Consider the following 16,694-nt stretch of genomic DNA (forward strand, 5'->3'; position numbering starts at 1 on the left):
CTTCCCCCCGGCCGGGTACTCGGGACCTGTATTTGCCGCCGCGCGAGCGGGATGCTCGTGGTGGAGAGTCATCGACAGAACTGTGAGGTGGGCCGTGACCGGCACCGCTGGCCCGGCGAGGAATACCCGGCTGGGCCGACTGACAGGCGCTGTGGTGCTGTTGGCACCGCTGCTGGTGGCGGGTTCCGCGTCCGCCCCCCAGGGTGCGCCGAGAATCGCGGCGGCGGCGGACGAAAGCCCCGCGGATGCCGGACGCATCACCTACGCCGGTACCGAACACCGCAGCCTCGGCCGGGTCTCCGACCCGGCCACCACCGCACCGCTGTTCGGCCCCGGACCGGCCCACTACGACCAGGATCCCTCCGCGCGCGGTGAGGTGGTGGTCTTCACGAGCCTGCGCGACAGTGTGCGGCCGCAGGTGTACGTGCGCGACGCGGGCGGAGCGGTGCGCAGACTCACCACCGACCGGGACGCGGCACATCCCGAACTCTCCCCGGACGGGCGGACCGTGGTGTTCGACTCCGCGGAACGGGGGCCGGGCGATGTGGTCCAGCGTGAGCTGTGGACCGTCGGGATCGACGGCTCCGGCCTGCGGCGGCTGACGGACACCCCCAACAACGAGACCTCCCCGACGTTCTCCCCGGACGGCTCACGGATCGCGTACTCCTGCGACTCCGGTCCCGGGCGGAACGGGCTGATATTCGAAATGGCCGTGGCGGGCGGCGCGGCGCGGGTGATCAGTGACGGCCCGGCCGGCGACGCGACCGAGCCGGCGTGGAACCCGGTGGACGACGACACCCACCGCGCCCGGGTGGCGTACACCCTCACCGCGGACGAGGAGACCGGGCCCCGGCTCCGGGTGACCGAGGGGATCGGGACCGACCGTCCCCTGCTGGCCGGTGTCCAGGCCGGCTGGCGCACCCGCTCGGCCGCCTGGCTGCCGGACGGGAACGACCTGGTCTTCCTCAGCCCCGACACGACCTGCGGGTGCAAGGACTACGACCACGTCTACCGGACGACCGCCTTCGACGGGAACGAGCCGAGCCTGCGGCTCGGCGAGGACCGGGCGGTCGAATCGCCCACCTGGACCGGATCCATGGACTCCGGGACCGTCGTCGTGGCCCGGCGGACCCCTCTCCTGGCGAACGACGTGACGCTCCAGGACGTCAGGCAGGACGGTTCGGACCCCCGGGACCTCGGGCGCTCCATCCTGAAGGAGGACCCGGCGGCCAATGAGAACACCGACCCCGCCAAGGACCCCCTGTTCAACCCGGCGGCGGACTACGACCCGTGGACGGAGCGGCAGAACTACACACCGGACGGCAGACGCATCGTCGTGACCCGCTTCGAGGGGGAGCCGACGAAGCGGGTCGAACGGATCTGGCTGGTCGACGCGGACGGCGAGAACGAGAAGGTGATGCCACTCGCGGGACGCGGTCCCCGCGACTGGGACACCGACCCCACCTTCTCGCCGGACGGCACCAAGCTGGCGTTCACCAGGACCTCGCCCGGCGGGGTCGGCGAGGCCGCGGGGCCGAGCAGCATTCTCATCGCGGACGCCACCACGGGGGAAATCACGGGCAGGATCGTGCCGCCGGAGGGGCAGTTGGCGGGCGGTGACGCGCAGCCGACCTGGTCGTCGGACGGCACCACTCTCGCATTCACCCGCAACCATGTGATCCGGGGCCTGGGCGGCATCAAGCACGTCTGGACGGTGCCGGTGGCGGCGCTCGACCAGCAGCGGGACCTCAGCGTCACCATCTGCCCCGGCGAATGCAAGAAGATCGACGACAGCCCCGCCTTCTCCCCCGACGGGAGCAGGATCGCCTTCAACCGCAAGGACGGCGGCGGCCGGGTCAACGAGCGCTCCGGCGTCGTCGTGACCTCGCTGAGCGGCGACGACTGCCGGGTCGTACTGCCGTCCGTCCAGCGGAACAACCCCGACGCCTGCCATCAGGAGATCCCGGACACCACGCTGACCGGGCCCTTCCAGCCCCGCGACGTGGCCTGGTCGCCGGACGCGGAACGGCTGGTGCTGAGCTCGCGCAGGGAGGTCGCGCCGAACTCCCCGGAGCAGCTGTCCATGCTCGACCTCGCCTCCGGCACCCTGACGCCGTTCGGCGAACGGCTCGGCGGGCGGCAGAAGGAGCCCGCCTTCCAGCAGTCGGTCGACCTGGCCCTGACCGCGCCGCCCACCGGCCCCTCGGTGGAGGTCGGTTCCTCCGTCACGGTGCCGGTCACCGTCACCGACCGGGGCCCCGCCGCATCGCCCGGCACCGTGCTCACCGCCGACGTCCCGCCCGGCGTGCGCCTGGAGGAGCTCACCACCCCGGACGGTACCTGCGCCGCCGCATCGCCCCAGTGCGACCTGGGCGTGCTCCGGCCCGGGGAAAGCATCGAGGTCACCGCCCGGCTGACCGGCGTGACGAGCGGGGACCAGCGGATCGGCTGGTCGGTCACCGGAGCCGTGGTCGACCCGAACCCCACGGACAACGCCACCGGGACCGTCGTCCCGGTCCAGGACGCGCCCACGACCCCCACCCCGTCGCCCACACCGCCCCGGCCGCCGGCTCCCCAGCCGCCCGAGCCCGAGGCGGGGCCCGGCGTCACGGTGCGGGCACAGCCCAGCCCCGGCTACGTCGGCGGCCGGGTGGTGGTGACGTACACCGTGCGCAACGGCCGCAACGCGCTCGCCACCGGCCTGCGGCTGAGGCTCGGGCTGCCCGCACGGATCCCGGCGGGTCCGCTGCCGCCGGGCTGCACGGCCGGTGTGTGCACACTGCCCGACCTGGCACCGCGTGCCTCCACGGTCGTCCGTGTCGTCCTCAAGCCCGACCGGGCGCTGCGGGCGACCATCACCGGAACGCTGACGACGACCGGCACCGACGCCGACACCCGCGACAACGTCTCCAGGAAGCCGCTGCGCATCCTGCAGCCCCGGATCATCGCGGTGCCCGCCGTCGGCAAGCCGGGGTTCGTCACCTCTGTACGGGGCAAGGACTTCCCGCCCGGCGCACCGGTGAAGCTCACTTGGAAACCTGGGATCACGGCGACCGCGCCGCCCGCCTTCCCGCGCCGCGACGGTACGTTCATCGCGCAGCTGCTGATCCTGGCGAAGGACCAGACGGGGCCGCGCACGATCACCGCCTCGGGACCGGGGTTCGGCTCCGTCACCACGCCCTTCCTGGTGGTGGCCGGGACCATCGTCCCGCCGGACGAGGTGGGGCGCCGATGATCCACGAAGTGGACGAGGGGCTGCGGCTGTTGCTGGTCGAGGCCGGACTCCAGGAGAGCGGCGTCGACCTGGTCTTCGACGCGCCGACGAAGGACTGGTCCGCCCGGCGCAACGCCCCCACGATCAGCGTCTTCCTGCATCGCATCCGTGAGGACGCGGGCCGCCGCCGTACCGGCGCGGCCGAGGAGCACGACGACGAGGGGGTCGTGATCGGCCGGCGGACCCCGCCCCGCTGGTACGAGCTGACGTACCTGGTGACCGCCTGGACCAATCACCCGCAGGACGAACACCGGCTGCTCTCCGAGGCGTTGCGCTGCCTCGTGCGGTCGGACGCGCTGCCCGCCCATATGCACACCGGCAGCCTCGCCGAGCTGGGGCTGACCGTGGAGATCGAGGCGGCGGGTCCGGGCATCGACGGTCCGTCCGCCTCGGACGTCTGGTCGGCGCTCGGCGGTGAGCTCAAGGCCGCGATCGACCTGCGGGTGTGGGCGCCGCTGGCCGGTGAACGCACGTCCGCGGGACCGCCGGTCACCGAGGGGCTGGTGGTGCGGAGCACGCCCGGCCGGGACGGCGAAGGTGCGGAACCGGGACGCCGGCTGCGATACGACGGGGCGTCCGACCCCGGCGGTCAGGAAGGCTTCGCGGCGCAGCGACAACGGCAGTTGCCGCCCGGTCGGCGCAGGCGCGGAGGCGCGGCCCGGTGACCACGGCACAGGGCACCCGTGCCGTCCGCGAACCGGCCGACGCCCCGACGGCGGCGATCGAGGACCTCTGGGAGCGGCTGGTCCACGTCGAGAAGCGGGTCAGGAACGCCGTGGCCGTCCGGCGGGCCGCCGACCCGCAGCCGGACGATCCGTACCGGGGGCAGTACCTCACCCCCGAGGCGGCCGGGCGGATCGCGGCGGCCCGCGACGCGTTCGCGCCCGTACCGGAGTACGGCTCCGGGCCGTCTCCGCAGTCCCCGCCCGGGAGCCGGATCCGGCGGCTCGCCGAGAGCTTCGGCCTGGTGGAGCTGGACGTGGACCTCCTGCTTGTCGCACTGGCCCCGGACATCGACAGCCGGTTCGAGCAGCTCTACGGATACCTCAACGACGACCTCACCCGGCGCAGGCCCACCATCGGCCTGGCGCTCGAACTCTGCGGACTGCCCGCCGCGAGCTCCGGCCGCTTCCGCTTCTCGCCGTCCGCACCGCTGGTCACCGGCGGGCTGCTGGAGATCCGCGATGCCGACCGCCCGCTGCTCTCGCGGGTGCTGCGGGTGCCGGACCGGATCAGCGCGTATCTGCTCGGCGACGACGAGATCGACGGAAGGCTGCGCGGCCTGGTCCGCGCGGTCGGCCCCGGCGAAGGCCCCGGTACCGGGGCGGACACCGGACCGGAGGTCCTGCGGGTCGCGGCGGCGCTGGGCACGGGCAGCGGTCTGGTGCATCTGCTCGACCGGGGCGGCGACCCCGGCCGGCTGGCGGTCGAGGCGCTGCTCGCCGCAGGGCGCCGTCCCCTGGTGGTCGACATCGCGGAGCTCGCCGCCCTTCCCGAAGCGGCGGAAGCCGTACGGACGTTGGCGGCCGAGGCCCGGCTGGGCAACGGCGGGATCGTCCTCGGGCCGCTCGAAGCGCTCGCCCCCGAACGCCCCGAGCGGGCCCGGCTGCTGGGGGGCCTGTGCGCGGCGGTCGGCGGTGCTCCGCTGGTCGCGTACGGGAAGAAGAGCTGGGACCCCCTGTGGGCCGGGGAGAGTCCGGTCCCGGTCCAGGTCCACTCCCCCGGCCCCGCGGGCCTCGCGCGGCGGTGGCGGCAGGCACTCACGGAGGCCGGCACGTCCGTCGGGCTGCCCGCCGGGGGCGGGGCGGCCGACGAGGATCTCATCGAGGCCACCGCCTCGTACCGGCTCGACTCCGAGCAGGTGCGCAAGGCCGCGACGGTGGCCTCCCGGCTGGCTGTGCTGGAGGACCGCCCGGTGGACGTGCGGGACCTGCGCGCCGCGGTCCGGGCACAGAACGGTGCGGGACTCGAACGGCTCGCCCGTCGCATCGAGCCGGCGGTCGGCTGGGACGACCTCGTACTGCCCGCCGCGACCCGCCGCGAGCTGTCCGAACTGGCCCTGCGCGCCCGCCACCGCGAGCAGGTGCTCGGTCAGTGGCGGATGCGGCCGGGGGGCGGCCGGGGGCGCGGCATCATCGCGTTGTTCGCGGGTGAGTCCGGCACCGGCAAGACCATGTCCGCCGAGGTGGTGGCGTCGGAGCTCGGCATGGAGCTCTATGTCGTGGATCTGTCGACGGTGGTGGACAAGTACGTCGGTGAGACCGAGAAGAACCTGGAACGGATCTTCGTCGAGGCTTCCGACGTCAACGGCATCCTGCTGTTCGACGAGGCGGACGCCATTTTCGGGAAGCGCTCGCAGGTCAAGGACGCGCACGACCGGCATGCCAACGTGGAGTCGGCCTATCTGCTCCAGCGGATGGAGTCCTTCGACGGGATCGCGGTGCTCACCACCAATCTGCGCGGCAATCTCGACGAGGCGTTCACCCGGCGCCTCGATGTGATCGCGGAGTTCCCTATGCCGGACGCCCGGCAGCGGCTGGCCCTGTGGGACCGCTGCCTCGGGACGGCGGTCCCGCGCGGGGCCGGGCTCGATCTGGAGTTCTGCGCGGGCCGCTTCGAGCTGGCCGGCGGGTCCATCCGCGCCTGCGCGGTGACCGCCGCCTATCTGGCAGCGGAATCGGAGAGTCCGATCGGCATGGAGCAGATCGTCTCGGCCGTGATCCAGGAGTACCGCAAGCTCGGCCGGCTGGTCCGGGAGAGCGAGTTCGGCGCCTGGCTGGACCGTGGGCGGGGAGGCGCCGGCGGATAGCGCCTGCCCGGGGCGGGCCGATCAGCCGAGGATCAGTTCGGGGTCGTACAGGTCCAGCCACGTGGCGAGGTCCAGGGTGCGCTCCAGGCCGCGGCGGGACGCCGAGGTGACCTGGGGCGCGTGGTGGTCGGCCGCCCGGCGGAGCCGGTCGCGGTCGACGAGTTCGAACACCCGGTGGTCCGGACGGGCGAGCAGTTCACGGGCGTACCCCTGCAGGGCCATGGCGTACTTGGGGTCCTGGGTCGACGGGTAGGGGCTCTTGGTCCGGTCGTACACGGACCGGGGCAGCACATCGGCGGTGGCCTCGCGCAGCAGGCTCTTCTCCCTGCCGTCGAAGGACTTGAGGGCCCAGGGCGCGTTGTAGACGTACTCGACGAGCCGGTGGTCGCAGAACGGCACCCGGACCTCCAGGCCGACCGCCATGCTCGCCCGGTCCTTGCGGTCGAGCAGCACGCGCACGAACCGGGTCAGGTGGAGGTGGCAGATCCTGCGCATCCGGTACTCGAAGTCGCTCTCACCGGCGAGCCATTCGATGCCGGCGACGGCGGCCTCGTAACTCCGGCGGACGTAGCCCTCCAGGTCGAGGGCCCGGCCGAGGTCCTCCCTCAGCACGTCCGAGTCCTCGCCGAAGTGCTCGGCCATCCGTACCAGCCAGGGAAAGGTGTCGGCGCTGCGGGCCCGCTCGTCGAAGAACTGGAGGTAGCCGCCGAAGACCTCGTCGGCGGACTCGCCGGACAGTGCGACGGTCGAGTGTTCACGGATGGCCCGGAAGAGCAGATAGAGCGAGGCGTCCATGTCACCGAAGCCCATGGGCAGGTCCCGGGCCCGGATCATCCGGGCCCGTACCTCCGGGTCGGCGAGGGTCTCGGGGTCGAGCACGATGTCCCGGTGCAGGGTGCCCGACTGCTGGGCCACGTCGTGCACGAACGGGGTGTCGGGGGTGGTGCGCAGCTCGTCGGCGATGAAGTTCTCGGTGCGTCCCACGAAGTCGACGGCGAAGGTGCGGACCTTCTCACCGCTCTCGGCGAGCTGCCGGGCGGAGAGCGCGGTGACGGCCGAGGAGTCGAGTCCACCGGAGAGCAGGATGCAGCGGGGCACGTCGGAGACCAGCTGCCGGCGGACGATGTCGTCGAGCAGTGACCGTACGGTGGCGATCGTGGTGTCCCGGTCGTCGGTGTGCGGTCGGGTCTCCAGCCGCCAGTAGACGTGCCGGCGCAGGCCGCCGCGGTCCACGGTGACGACCGTGCCGGGCTCCACCTCGTGCATGCCGTCCCATACGGCGTGGCCCGGGGTCTTGACGACGCTGAAGAGCTCCCGCAGCCCGTCGAGCGTCACCCGGGGCCTGGCCAGCGGGTTGGCGAGGACAGCCTTGGGCTCCGAGCCGAAGAGCACACCGTCGGAGGTGGGCCAGTAGTAGAAGGGCTTGACACCCATCCGGTCGCGGATCATGACGAGCCGGTCGTGGCGGCCGTCCCAGAGCGCGAAGGCGTACATGCCGTTGAGCCGCTCGGCGAGGGCCTCGCCCCACTCCAGGTAGCCGCGCAGCACGACCTCGGTGTCCGAGTCGGTGGTGAACCGGTGCCCGCGGGCGGTCAGTTCGCCGCGCAGCTCGGTGAAGTTGTAGGCCTCGCCGGAGTAGACGAGGGCGACCGCTCCCTCCGGCGTGTCGACGGTCATCGGCTGGCGTCCGCCGGGGAGGTCGATGATCGCGAGCCGCCGGTGTCCGAGTGAGGCGTGGGCGACGGTCCAGGTCCCCCGGTCGTCGGGGCCCCGGCAGGCCATGGTCTGCGTCATCGCGTCCAGCGTCGCGGCCGCCTCCGCCGCCCGTAGGTCACGGTCGAAGGAGACCCAGCCGGTGATGCCACACATGTGCGTCCTCCCGATCCGGTCCGCCCGGGAGAGCCTCGTACGCACGGTGCCGCCCGCGCACTCCGGACGGCGTGCCGAAGGCGAAGCCCGGCAGAACCAGTTGCATCTAGCAGCTATATGACGAGCGTCTGCCTGGGATTGCGTACGGTCAACACGGTCGTTACCCGGACGGCGGCGCGCCCCCATACTTTCGGCCGCGATTTTCCGCTTCCTGTACGGAGAGCCATGCTCCGGAACCCATGCGGGGAACGGCTCGTGGGCCCGGCGGGCATCCCGAATCGGCCATCGGCAAAGACTTGCCCAACCCGGGGTCGGCCGGTGGAGTGGACCCGTGCGGGCAGCAGCCGACACGGCCGCGCCGGGCATCGACGCCTATGTGGCGAGCCCCCTCTTCGGACCCGGGCCCGCACAGGCCGCCCGCCGCGACGGGCACATGAGCCGGGCGTCGCTCACCCACGGGGTATGGGCGGTGCCGGCCACCTCGGCGGGCCCGAGTGGGACGTACGACCGGACATCGGGCGGCTCGGGGGTCTGGGCGCAGGACGGAAGAACGGTCGTGCAGGCCGGGCCGGAAGCCGGCGCCATCGTCTCCACGACGGTGGACGGGGCCTGGCCGGCACCCGGCGCGCTCAGGACTTCTCGTCGGCCATCTCGGCCGTGATGGCCCACCGTTCGTGGTCGCGCCAGGATCCGTCGATGAAGAGGAAGTCCGGCGAGAGACCTTCGAGACGGAACCCGGCCCGCCGGACGAGGGCGAGCGAGCCCTCGTTGCCGGGCTGGATGTTGGCTTCGAGACGGTGCAGCCCGAGCTGCCCGAAGGCGTACCGCATGACGAGGCCGAGCCCTTCGCCCATCAGACCGCGTCCGGCCGCGTGGGCGAAGGCCCCGTATCCGAGCGCGCCGCAGCGGAACGCGCCGATGACGATGTTGTTGATGTTGATGAACCCCGCGATCCCACCGGCGGCCCCGCTGCCGCCACCGTGTTCGCAGACCAGGAAGCCCGCCTTCGTGGGGTCGTCGATCAGCCGCCCCGCGTAGGCGGCATACGCGCGCGGGTCGTCGGGCGGGAAGAGCCAGGGGCTGTGCATGTCCCGGCTCTCCCGCGTCCGGGTGGTGAACTCCTCGGCGTCGGCCGGGGTGTAGGCGCGGATCGCCACCCGGCGCCCCTCGGCCAGATTGTGGTTCTCGGACATACGGCGAGCCTAAGGGCTGGAATCCTCCCGGGGCAGCGGAACCCGGGCCACCGCGACCTCGCCGGTCGACGGATCGCCGTGGTTGTACAGGACAGCGGTGCCGTCGGGCGTGAATACCGGGTGCGGGTGCCTCGGGTGCCGGTCGGCCTCCGTCCGCGCCAGGGGTGTCCGGGCGCCGGTGGCCATGTCGACGAGCACCACGTCGGAAACCTGTCCCGCGTCCTGCCAGCCCCGGCCCGGAGCGTCGAAGGGGCCGGTCGTGTCGACGACGGCCCGGCGTCCGTCGCGGCTGATGTCGCAGTGCCGGTCCGGACGGGCCGGGCCCGCCTGAACCCGACCGGTCCACGTCACTTCAGCCGGCCGCCGACCACCGGAAGCTCCAGCACACCGGTGTCCTGGGGGGCGCTGACCAGCGTGACCGGCTTGATCCCCCGGTTGCCCGAGTAGGCGCTGTCGCTCGCCGCGATCACGAATTCGAGCCGGTGGCCCGCTTCGTACCGGTGGACGACGCCCGGCAGCTGCACGGTGAACGGGCGGGTGACGTCCGGCACCCGTACCGGGGAGACCAGCCGGTTCACGAGCGTCCTGCCGCCGCCCGGGGCGACGTCGTAGACCTTGGCGAACAGGACGAGCTTGTCTGCGGCGTCACCGCTGTTCTGGACCCGCTCCGTCTTCGGCGAGACGACCTTCAGGGTGGCCTTCGGGGCGCCGACGACATCGAGGGGCGAGGTCAGCGGGGCGCTGGTCCAGCCGAGGTAGGTGCCCTTGGTGTCATAGGGCTTGGGGTCGGGCAGCCCGAGGAGTCCGGCGAGCGAGTTCTCCGAATGGCTGGTGGGGATGAGCCAGTTGGCGTACTGGCGGCTGCCCCGGGCGACCTTGGACCGGTTGTCGACGAGCTTGCCGTCGCCGGACAGGTACACCTTCTGCGAGAGAGCAGGCACGGAGTCCGCGGTGCCGTATCCGCTGCGCCAGTCGCGGTAGTAGGCGAAGTCGGGCCCGGTGTCGGTGTTCTGCCGGTGCTGGAGGTAGCGGTCGAACCAGGCGAGGACGCGCTGCCCCACGTAGCTGGTCTCCAGATTGCCCTTGCCCAGGTCGAGTTCGCCGGGCACCTGCCCGCCGTTGTGGCCCCAGGCCTGCCAGATCATCTTGGCCGTGGTGCCCTGCGCCTTCAGGGTCTCGTACGTGGCGGTGGCCTCGTTCAGGTTGAACAGGCTGTCGGCCTGGCCCTGGACGAGCAGCGTGGGCGCCTTGACCTTGCCGAGGTAGTCGACGGGCGAGACGCTGCGGGCGTATTCGAGCATCTCGGCGGTCCGGTCGGCCGGGTAGCGGCCGGAGTTGAGCAGCCGGATGGTTTCGCAGGCCCGGGAGGCGAAGTGCAGGCAGGTGAGGTTGTTGAACCGGGACGGGTCGAGGCTCGCGTTGAGGATCGTCTGCCCCTCCCCCATGAGGTAGAAGCCGTTGGTCCACTGCCATTTGAAGACCCCGGCGGTGTCGGACGAGACGCCCTCGCGGGTACCGGCGTTGTTCGGGGCGAGCGCGTACGCGAGGTCGTTCCAGGTGATCAGCGGTACGAGGGCGTCCACGCGCCGGTCGACGGCCGCAGTGGCCATCTGGATGGCGCCGCCGTACGAGCCGCCGATCATGCCGACCCGGGGGTCGCCCTTGCCGTCCCCGGTGACGTAGTCCGCCTTCGTGCCGTCGTCGGCGGCGCGGGTCCCGGCGAGGAAGTCGATGAGCCCGGCGGCCGCCCGGCCGTCGATGGCCGGGTCGTCGAGGGTGATGAGGCAGCCCGACTTGCCGAAGCCGAGGCCGGAGTAGACCAGGCCGACATAGCCGCGGGAGGCGAAGGCCTTGCCGATGGCGTCGGTGCTGCCGTCCGACTTGCTGCCGCCGAAGCCGTTGGTGGCGAGCACGGCGGGGGCCGGATGCTGCGCGTCGACCCCGGCGGGGCGGTACAGATCGGCGTCGACGGTGCAGGAACGGCCGCCCGCCTGGATGGTGAACTTCAGCGGGGTGACGGTGTGCTGGGGCGGTTCGGCCGCACTCGCGCGCGCCGCACCGGTGAGGACCAGCGGTGCGGCGAGCGCGGCTCCGGCCACGTACGCTGCCGACTTCCGGGTGAGCGTCCGGTACCCGGACCGGGGGCGGGAAACAGCACGCGACACGAAGACCTCCACACCGAGGGCGACTTACCAACCGGTAAGTAATGGACCGCGCTCATGCTGTGACACGTGTCATAGTGATGTCAACGCCCGACGGGGCGTTTCGTGAACACTGCTCAACTTCTTTGCCGCTCCGGCCCGTTCAGAGCAGTGCGGGCACCTCGACCGTCAGGGTGGCGGGGCCACCGTCGGCCGGGGCGTCCAGCACGGCGGGCACGCCGAGCGGGATAGTGAGCGCCGTCGGTCCGTGTCCGAAGCCCAGTTCCTCGACGACGGGTACGCCCAGCGGGCCGAGCCGGTCGGCGAGCACCGCCCGGACCTTCTCGTACGGACCGCAGCCCGCCCAGGAGCCGCAGGCCACCCCAACCACGCCGTCGAGCGCACCGGACCGCAGCAGTTGGGTGAGGATGCGGTCGATGCTGTACGGGTCCTCGGTGGTGTCCTCGATCACCAGCAGCCCGCCCAGGGCCGAGGTCCGGGCGTGCGGTGTGCCGAGGTCGGCGGCGAGCAGGCTCACACACCCGCCGTAGGTGACCCCGCGGGCCCTGCCGGGGACCAGCGCCCGCGCCGTGGGCAGGCCGAGGCTCCGTACCGATTCGGGCTCGAACAGGGTGGCCCGCAGGGACTCCTGGGTGTCCGGGTCCTTGAGGAAGGTCTCGGTGCCGGCCATCGGACCGTGCAGGGTGACGAGCCCCATGCGCTGCGCGAACGCCTCGTGGAGCACGGTGATGTCGCTGTAGCCGACGAACACCTTCGGCCCGGCCGCGCGCATCGCCGCCCAGTCGACCAGATCGACCATCCGGTGCACGCCGTACCCGCCCCGGGCGCAGATCACCGCGTCCACGGCCGGGTCGCACCAGGCCTCCTGAAGGTCCCTGGCCCTCGCCCCGTCCGTGCCGCCGAGGTAGTCCAGCTCCGGGTGGACGTCGCGGGCATGCGGTGCCACGACGGGTTCCAGGCCCCAACCGCGCAGGATGTCCAGGCCCGCTTCGAGGCGGTCGGCGGGCACCGGCCCGCTCGGTGACACGACGGCGACCCTGGCCCCCTCGCGCAGCCGGGCCGGGCGGGTCAGCGGTGCGAGGGTCACTTCTTCAGCTCCAGCCGCGGTACGTCGGTCCGGTCGATCCCGAAGGTCTGTGCGTACAGGGAGAGTTCGGCCTCCAGCGCGCGGATCATGGTGTCGGCGCGCCGGAACCCGTGTCCCTCGCCCTCGAAGGTGAGGTAGGCGTGCGGGACACCACGTCCGTCGAGCGCGCTCAGGAACCGCTCGCACTGGACGGGCGGGCAGACCGGGTCGTCCAGCCCCTGGAGCAGCAGGAAGGGGGAGGTCAGCCGGTCGACGCGGCTGACCGGCGAGCGTTCGCGGTAGCGCTCCGGGACCTCGGCGAGCGGGCCCACCAGGGACTCCAGGTACCGCGACTCGAGGTCGTGGGTCTCGTCCGTTCCCCAGCCGGTCAGATCGAGGATGGGGTAGATGATCGTCCCGCAGGCGTAGACGTCGGTGCCGGTCAGTGAGGCCGCGGTGGTCCAGCCGCCGGCGCTGCCGCCCCGGATGGCGAGCCGCCGCCGGTCGGCCGTGCCCTCGTCGGCCAGCGCCGAGGCGACGGCCGCGCAGTCCTCGACGTCGACGACACCCCACTGCTCGCGCAGCCGGTTGCGGTAGGCCCTGCCGTAGCCGGTGGAGCCGCCGTAGTTGACCTCGGCGACGCCGATGCCGCGCGAGGTGAAGTAGGCGATCTCCAGGTCGAGTACGAGTGCGGCGTGGCTGGTGGGGCCGCCGTGTGCCCAGACCACGTAGGGCGGCCGCTCGCCCTCGGGGCCGGTCCGGTCGGGGTTGCGCGGCGGGTAGATGTGGGCGTGGATCTCGCGTCCGTCGGGCCCGGTGAAGGTGCGGTCCTCGGGGCGCGGGTAGTACGCGGGGTCGACGGCGTCCCGGTGCGGTGCCCCGATGACGCGGGTGCGGCCGGTCGTGGTGTCCAGCTCCACCACCTCGAACGCGCTGTACGGGCTCGCCGCGACGCCGACGACCCGGCTGCCGTGCACGGCGAGCGTCTCGGCCCATTCGGTCCAGGGGCCGGCGACATCGGCCAGTTCGCCGGTCTGCGGGTCGAGGACGCCGAGCGTGGTGGTGCCCTTGCCGTGGATGGTGGCGATCAGCCCGTTGTCCAACGGCCGGAACCAGCTGAGCCCGACCTTCCAGAGCGGTCCGGCGAACTCCTGCTCGCGGGGGCAGAGCGCGACCATGCCCCGGTCCGGATCGGCCCGGTAGAGGTTCCACCAGCCGCTGTGGTCACTGGCGAGGAGCAGTTGCCCGTCGGCGCCCCACTCGATCTGCGGCACCGATTCCTCGGGGCCGCCGGCGAAGGACCGGGGGTGGTGGAAGGTGCCGTCCTCGGCGACGTCCGCGATCATCACCTCGGTGCCGTCCCACGGCATCCGGGGATGGTCCCAGGCGATCCAGGCCGCCTGCCGCCCGTCGGGCGAGAGCTTCGGCCCGGTGACGAACCGGCTGCTGTCGTCGGTGAGTTCACGTACCGCGGTACGGTCGTCGGCGGCCGAGCCGTCCAGGGGTACGGCTGCGATCACCCGGCGCAGCTCGGTGGGGCTCTCGCCGGTGAACTCCTCCAGGACGCACCACACTTCGCCCCGGTCGGGGTGGAGCTGCGGGTCGGCCCAGCGCAGTCCGCCGCCGGTGGCCGTGGCCGGGGTGAGCGGCACGGGTTCGCCGGGCCCGTCGGGGGCGTAGGCGTAGAGCCGCTGGTCGGCGAAGTGGACGAAGACGATCAGCGGGCCGCCCTCGGTCCGTGCGGTCCCGGCCCAGGGCACTCCGCCGTACTCGACGACCCGGGTCCGTACGTTCCACGGTGCGGGCAGCACGCTGTCGGTGTTCCCGTCCGCCCGGCGGCGGACCAGCGCGCGGCGGCCTCCCTCGGCCGGGCGCGGCTCCGTCCACCACACCTCGTCGCCGACGGTGCCGACGCACTCCGGGCGTCCGTCGTGGGAGGCGGCGAGCGCGGCGTCGATCGGCGACGGCCAGGTTCCGTGAGCCCCGGTGGGCAGCATGATCGATTCCCCCTGTAGCGGTCAGGCAGTACGCAGGTAGTGGTCGAGGACCCGGACGCCGAAGTGCAGGGCCTCGACGGGGACGCGTTCGTCGACGCCGTGGAACAGCGCCTGGTAGTCGAAGCCGACGGGCAGCTTCAGCGGTGAGAAGCCGTAGCCGGTGATGCCGAGCCGGGAGAACTGCTTGGCGTCCGTGCCGCCCGACATGCAGTACGGGACGGCGTGGCCGGCCGGGTCGAAGCGTTCGATCGCGGCGCGCAGCTTGGCGAAGGTCGGCGAGTCGACGGGGGCCTGGAGCGGGACCTCGCGGTGGTGGAACTCCCAGTCGACGTCGGGGCCGGTCAGCCGGTCCAGGGTGGCGTGGAACTCGTCCTCGCCGCCGGGCACCATCCGGCCGTCCACGAAGGCGGTGGCGTGGGCCGGGATCACATTGACCTTGTACCCGGCCTCCAGCATGGTGGGGTTGGAGCTGTTGCGGACGGTCGGCGCGACCAGGTCGGCGGCGGGGCCGAGCTTGCCGAGCAGCTCGTCGACGTTGAAGTCCGGGGCGTCGAGGTCAGGGCTGATGCCGTGCAGCGCGGCGATCTCGGTGAGCGCGGCGCGGACCGTCGGGGTGAGCCTGACGGGCCATTCGTGCTTGCCGATCCGGGCCACGGCGGCGGCGAGCGAGCTGACCGCGTTGTTCCTGTTGACCTTGGAGCCGTGCCCGGCCTTGCCGTGTGCGGTGAGCTTCAGCCAGGCGGTGCCGCGTTCACCGGCGGCGATCGGGTAGAGCGGCAGGCCGGGTCCGGCGTGGAAGGTGAAGGCGCCGGATTCGCTGATGCCCTCCGTGCAGCCCTCGAAGAGCCCGGCGTGCCGGTCGGCGAGGAAGCCGGAGCCGTCCTCCGCGCTCGCCTCCTCGTCGGCGGTGTACGCGATCACGATGTCGCGGCGGGGCCGGACGCCGGCCCGCGCCCAGGCGCGTACGACGGCCAGGACCATCGCGTCCATGTTCTTCATGTCGATGGCGCCGCGTCCCCAGACGACTCCGTCGCGGACCTCGCCGGAGAAGGGGTGCACGGTCCAGTCGGCCGCCTCGGCCGGGACCACGTCGAGGTGGCCGTGGACCAGCAGGGCGTCGGCGGACGGGTCGGTGCCGGCGATCCGGGCGACCACATTGGTGCGTCCGGGGGTGCGCTCCAGCAGGGTGGGCTCAAGACCGGCGGCGGCCAGCCGTTCGGCGACGTACTCGGCGGCCGGGCGCTCCCGGCAGTCGCCGCCGCCGCGGTTGGTGGTGTCGATCCGGATCAGCTCGGAGGTGAACACCACCGATTCGTCGAGTGCCTGCTGGTCGACGCTCTCCCGGGGACCGGTCGCCTCAGCCATACTGCTCCTCCACGGCGGACGACACGATCGTCGTCACCGCCTTGAACGTGCGGATTCCTTCGTACATCGTCGCGCTGGTGTAGGCGACGCGCCGTTCGCCGCCGGGTGCCACGCCGGGGACGACGGTGGCCGCCTGGGCCAGGTGCTCGGCGTCGAACTCCAGCTCCACGGTGAAGGGTCCACCCTCCACCGGTGTGTGCCGCACGGCGAGCGCGGTGGCGTCCTTCGCCGCGGCACGGATGTCGGCGGCGGTACGGGCCGGGGTGCGGCAGACCGCCGCGTACCGCGACACGTAGTCCTTGACGGCGACCTTGCGGGCCCGGGGCGCGTAGCCCTCGGCGTCCACGCAGGTCAGGTCGTCGCCGGTGACGAGGACGACGGGCACGCCGTACTCGGCCACGACGTGCGCGTTCAGCAGTCCCTCGCTCGCGCGGGCTCCGTTGAGCCAGACCCCGGTGATGGAGTTCGCCAGATAGGTGTGGGCGAGGACCCCCTCCGCGCCGGCGCCGGTGTGGTAGCCCACGAAGGCGATGGCGTCGACGTCACCGTGCTGGACGCCCTCGACCATGGAGAGGGACTTGTGCCGGCCGGTGAGCATCTGGACCCGGTCGTCGAGCCGCTCCAGCAGGAGGTTGCGCATGGACCAATGGGCCTCGTTGACGAGGACCTCGTCGGCGCCGCCGTCGTAGAAGCCGAGTGCCGCCGCGTTCACGTCGGAGGTGAACATGGAACGGCACCGCTCCCATTGAGGAGTGCCCGGCAGCACATCGCCCGGCCAGGTCACACCGGTGGCGCCTTCCATGTCCGCGCTGATGAGGATCTTCATGCCGAGTCACGCTACGCGCCAAGGAACCGCCAGGCCAGAGCCGCAGAGACGTTCAATGGTCCAGTCCTCCGAAGAGAGTGCGACGCACACCCCGAACGGGCGCATCACGGACATCCCACCGGGTAGGCCACCC

The 16,694-nt window shown here is 72.4% G+C and carries 12 protein-coding genes; 4 read left to right on the top strand and 8 right to left on the bottom strand.

The genetic code is table 11. The annotated features are described in order from the left end of the window. Window positions 1-94 precede the first annotated feature (94 nt). From OHA19_RS07330 to OHA19_RS07340, 3 genes are read left to right on the top strand one after another with little or no spacing between them, the layout of a single operon-like run. On the top strand, window positions 95-3,235 hold the full coding sequence (locus OHA19_RS07330) for a hypothetical protein (RefSeq protein ID WP_405718483.1): 3,141 nt from the start codon (window positions 95-97) through the stop codon (window positions 3,233-3,235). Then, window positions 3,232-3,939 (top strand): DUF4255 domain-containing protein, encoded by a 708-nt coding sequence (locus OHA19_RS07335; RefSeq protein WP_405718481.1) that lies wholly within the window; start codon window positions 3,232-3,234, stop codon window positions 3,937-3,939. The genes OHA19_RS07330 and OHA19_RS07335 overlap by 4 nt, the downstream gene beginning before the upstream one ends. Continuing rightward, a complete protein-coding gene (locus tag OHA19_RS07340; RefSeq protein ID WP_405718478.1) occupies window positions 3,936-6,083 on the top strand; it encodes an ATP-binding protein in 2,148 nt (715 codons plus the stop codon). Before OHA19_RS07335 ends, OHA19_RS07340 begins: the two co-directional genes overlap by 4 nt. A gap of 21 nt (window positions 6,084-6,104) precedes the next feature. Here the strand turns inward: OHA19_RS07340 and asnB are convergent, their stop codons facing one another. After that, window positions 6,105-7,952 (bottom strand): asparagine synthase (glutamine-hydrolyzing), encoded by a 1,848-nt coding sequence (asnB, locus tag OHA19_RS07345; protein WP_405718475.1) that lies wholly within the window; start codon window positions 7,950-7,952, stop codon window positions 6,105-6,107. A 331-nt stretch (window positions 7,953-8,283) separates the two neighbouring features. Here asnB and OHA19_RS07350 point away from each other — a divergent pair, with 331 nt between their 5' ends. Then, complete coding sequence (locus tag OHA19_RS07350; RefSeq protein WP_405718473.1) at window positions 8,284-8,613, top strand: hypothetical protein; 330 nt, start codon at window positions 8,284-8,286, stop codon at window positions 8,611-8,613. Here OHA19_RS07350 and OHA19_RS07355 read toward each other — a convergent pair. The 7 genes from OHA19_RS07355 to OHA19_RS07385 form a co-directional block, all read right to left on the bottom strand. Next, window positions 8,582-9,145 carry a GNAT family N-acetyltransferase gene (locus tag OHA19_RS07355; protein WP_405718470.1) on the bottom strand — a complete coding sequence of 188 codons (564 nt, stop codon included), beginning with the start codon at window positions 9,143-9,145 and terminating at the stop codon, window positions 8,582-8,584. The genes OHA19_RS07350 and OHA19_RS07355 overlap by 32 nt on opposite strands. A gap of 9 nt (window positions 9,146-9,154) precedes the next feature. Next, window positions 9,155-9,496 (bottom strand): hypothetical protein, encoded by a 342-nt coding sequence (locus tag OHA19_RS07360; protein WP_405718467.1) that lies wholly within the window; start codon window positions 9,494-9,496, stop codon window positions 9,155-9,157. Next, window positions 9,493-11,322 carry a CocE/NonD family hydrolase gene (locus OHA19_RS07365; RefSeq protein ID WP_405718465.1) on the bottom strand — a complete coding sequence of 610 codons (1,830 nt, stop codon included), beginning with the start codon at window positions 11,320-11,322 and terminating at the stop codon, window positions 9,493-9,495. Before OHA19_RS07365 ends, OHA19_RS07360 begins: the two co-directional genes overlap by 4 nt. Before the next feature lie 127 nt (window positions 11,323-11,449). Beyond that, entirely contained in the window at window positions 11,450-12,394 is a 945-nt protein-coding gene (locus OHA19_RS07370; RefSeq protein ID WP_405749721.1) for an LD-carboxypeptidase, read from the bottom strand. Then, the gene (locus OHA19_RS07375; protein WP_405718460.1) at window positions 12,391-14,370 is read right to left on the bottom strand and encodes a prolyl oligopeptidase family serine peptidase; all 1,980 of its coding nucleotides are present in this window, start codon (window positions 14,368-14,370) and stop codon (window positions 12,391-12,393) included. Before OHA19_RS07375 ends, OHA19_RS07370 begins: the two co-directional genes overlap by 4 nt. Before the next feature lie 21 nt (window positions 14,371-14,391). Then, window positions 14,392-15,735, bottom strand: coding sequence for a M20/M25/M40 family metallo-hydrolase (locus tag OHA19_RS07380; protein ID WP_405718457.1), 1,344 nt, complete (start codon window positions 15,733-15,735; stop codon window positions 14,392-14,394). After that, the gene (locus tag OHA19_RS07385; protein WP_405718454.1) at window positions 15,728-16,561 is read right to left on the bottom strand and encodes a M55 family metallopeptidase; all 834 of its coding nucleotides are present in this window, start codon (window positions 16,559-16,561) and stop codon (window positions 15,728-15,730) included. The genes OHA19_RS07380 and OHA19_RS07385 overlap by 8 nt, the downstream gene beginning before the upstream one ends. Window positions 16,562-16,694: the final 133 nt, after the last annotated feature.

Origin of the sequence: Streptomyces sp. NBC_00012 (assembly GCF_045040875.1) — a bacterium.
In the GTDB taxonomy this organism is placed as follows: domain Bacteria; phylum Actinomycetota; class Actinomycetes; order Streptomycetales; family Streptomycetaceae; genus Streptomyces.

What these genes read in the sequence shown, in the direction of transcription:
- OHA19_RS07335 (WP_405718481.1), top strand. Translation starts at nt 3,232, where the DNA reads ATGATCCACGAAGTGGACGAGGGGCTGCGGCTGTTGCTGGTCGAGGCC.
- OHA19_RS07385 (WP_405718454.1), bottom strand. Translation starts at nt 16,561, where the DNA reads ATGAAGATCCTCATCAGCGCGGACATGGAAGGCGCCACCGGTGTGACC.
- asnB (WP_405718475.1), bottom strand. Translation starts at nt 7,952, where the DNA reads ATGTGTGGCATCACCGGCTGGGTCTCCTTCGACCGTGACCTACGGGCG.
- OHA19_RS07375 (WP_405718460.1), bottom strand. Translation starts at nt 14,370, where the DNA reads ATGCTGCCCACCGGGGCTCACGGAACCTGGCCGTCGCCGATCGACGCC.
- OHA19_RS07355 (WP_405718470.1), bottom strand. Translation starts at nt 9,145, where the DNA reads ATGTCCGAGAACCACAATCTGGCCGAGGGGCGCCGGGTGGCGATCCGC.
- OHA19_RS07380 (WP_405718457.1), bottom strand. Translation starts at nt 15,735, where the DNA reads ATGGCTGAGGCGACCGGTCCCCGGGAGAGCGTCGACCAGCAGGCACTC.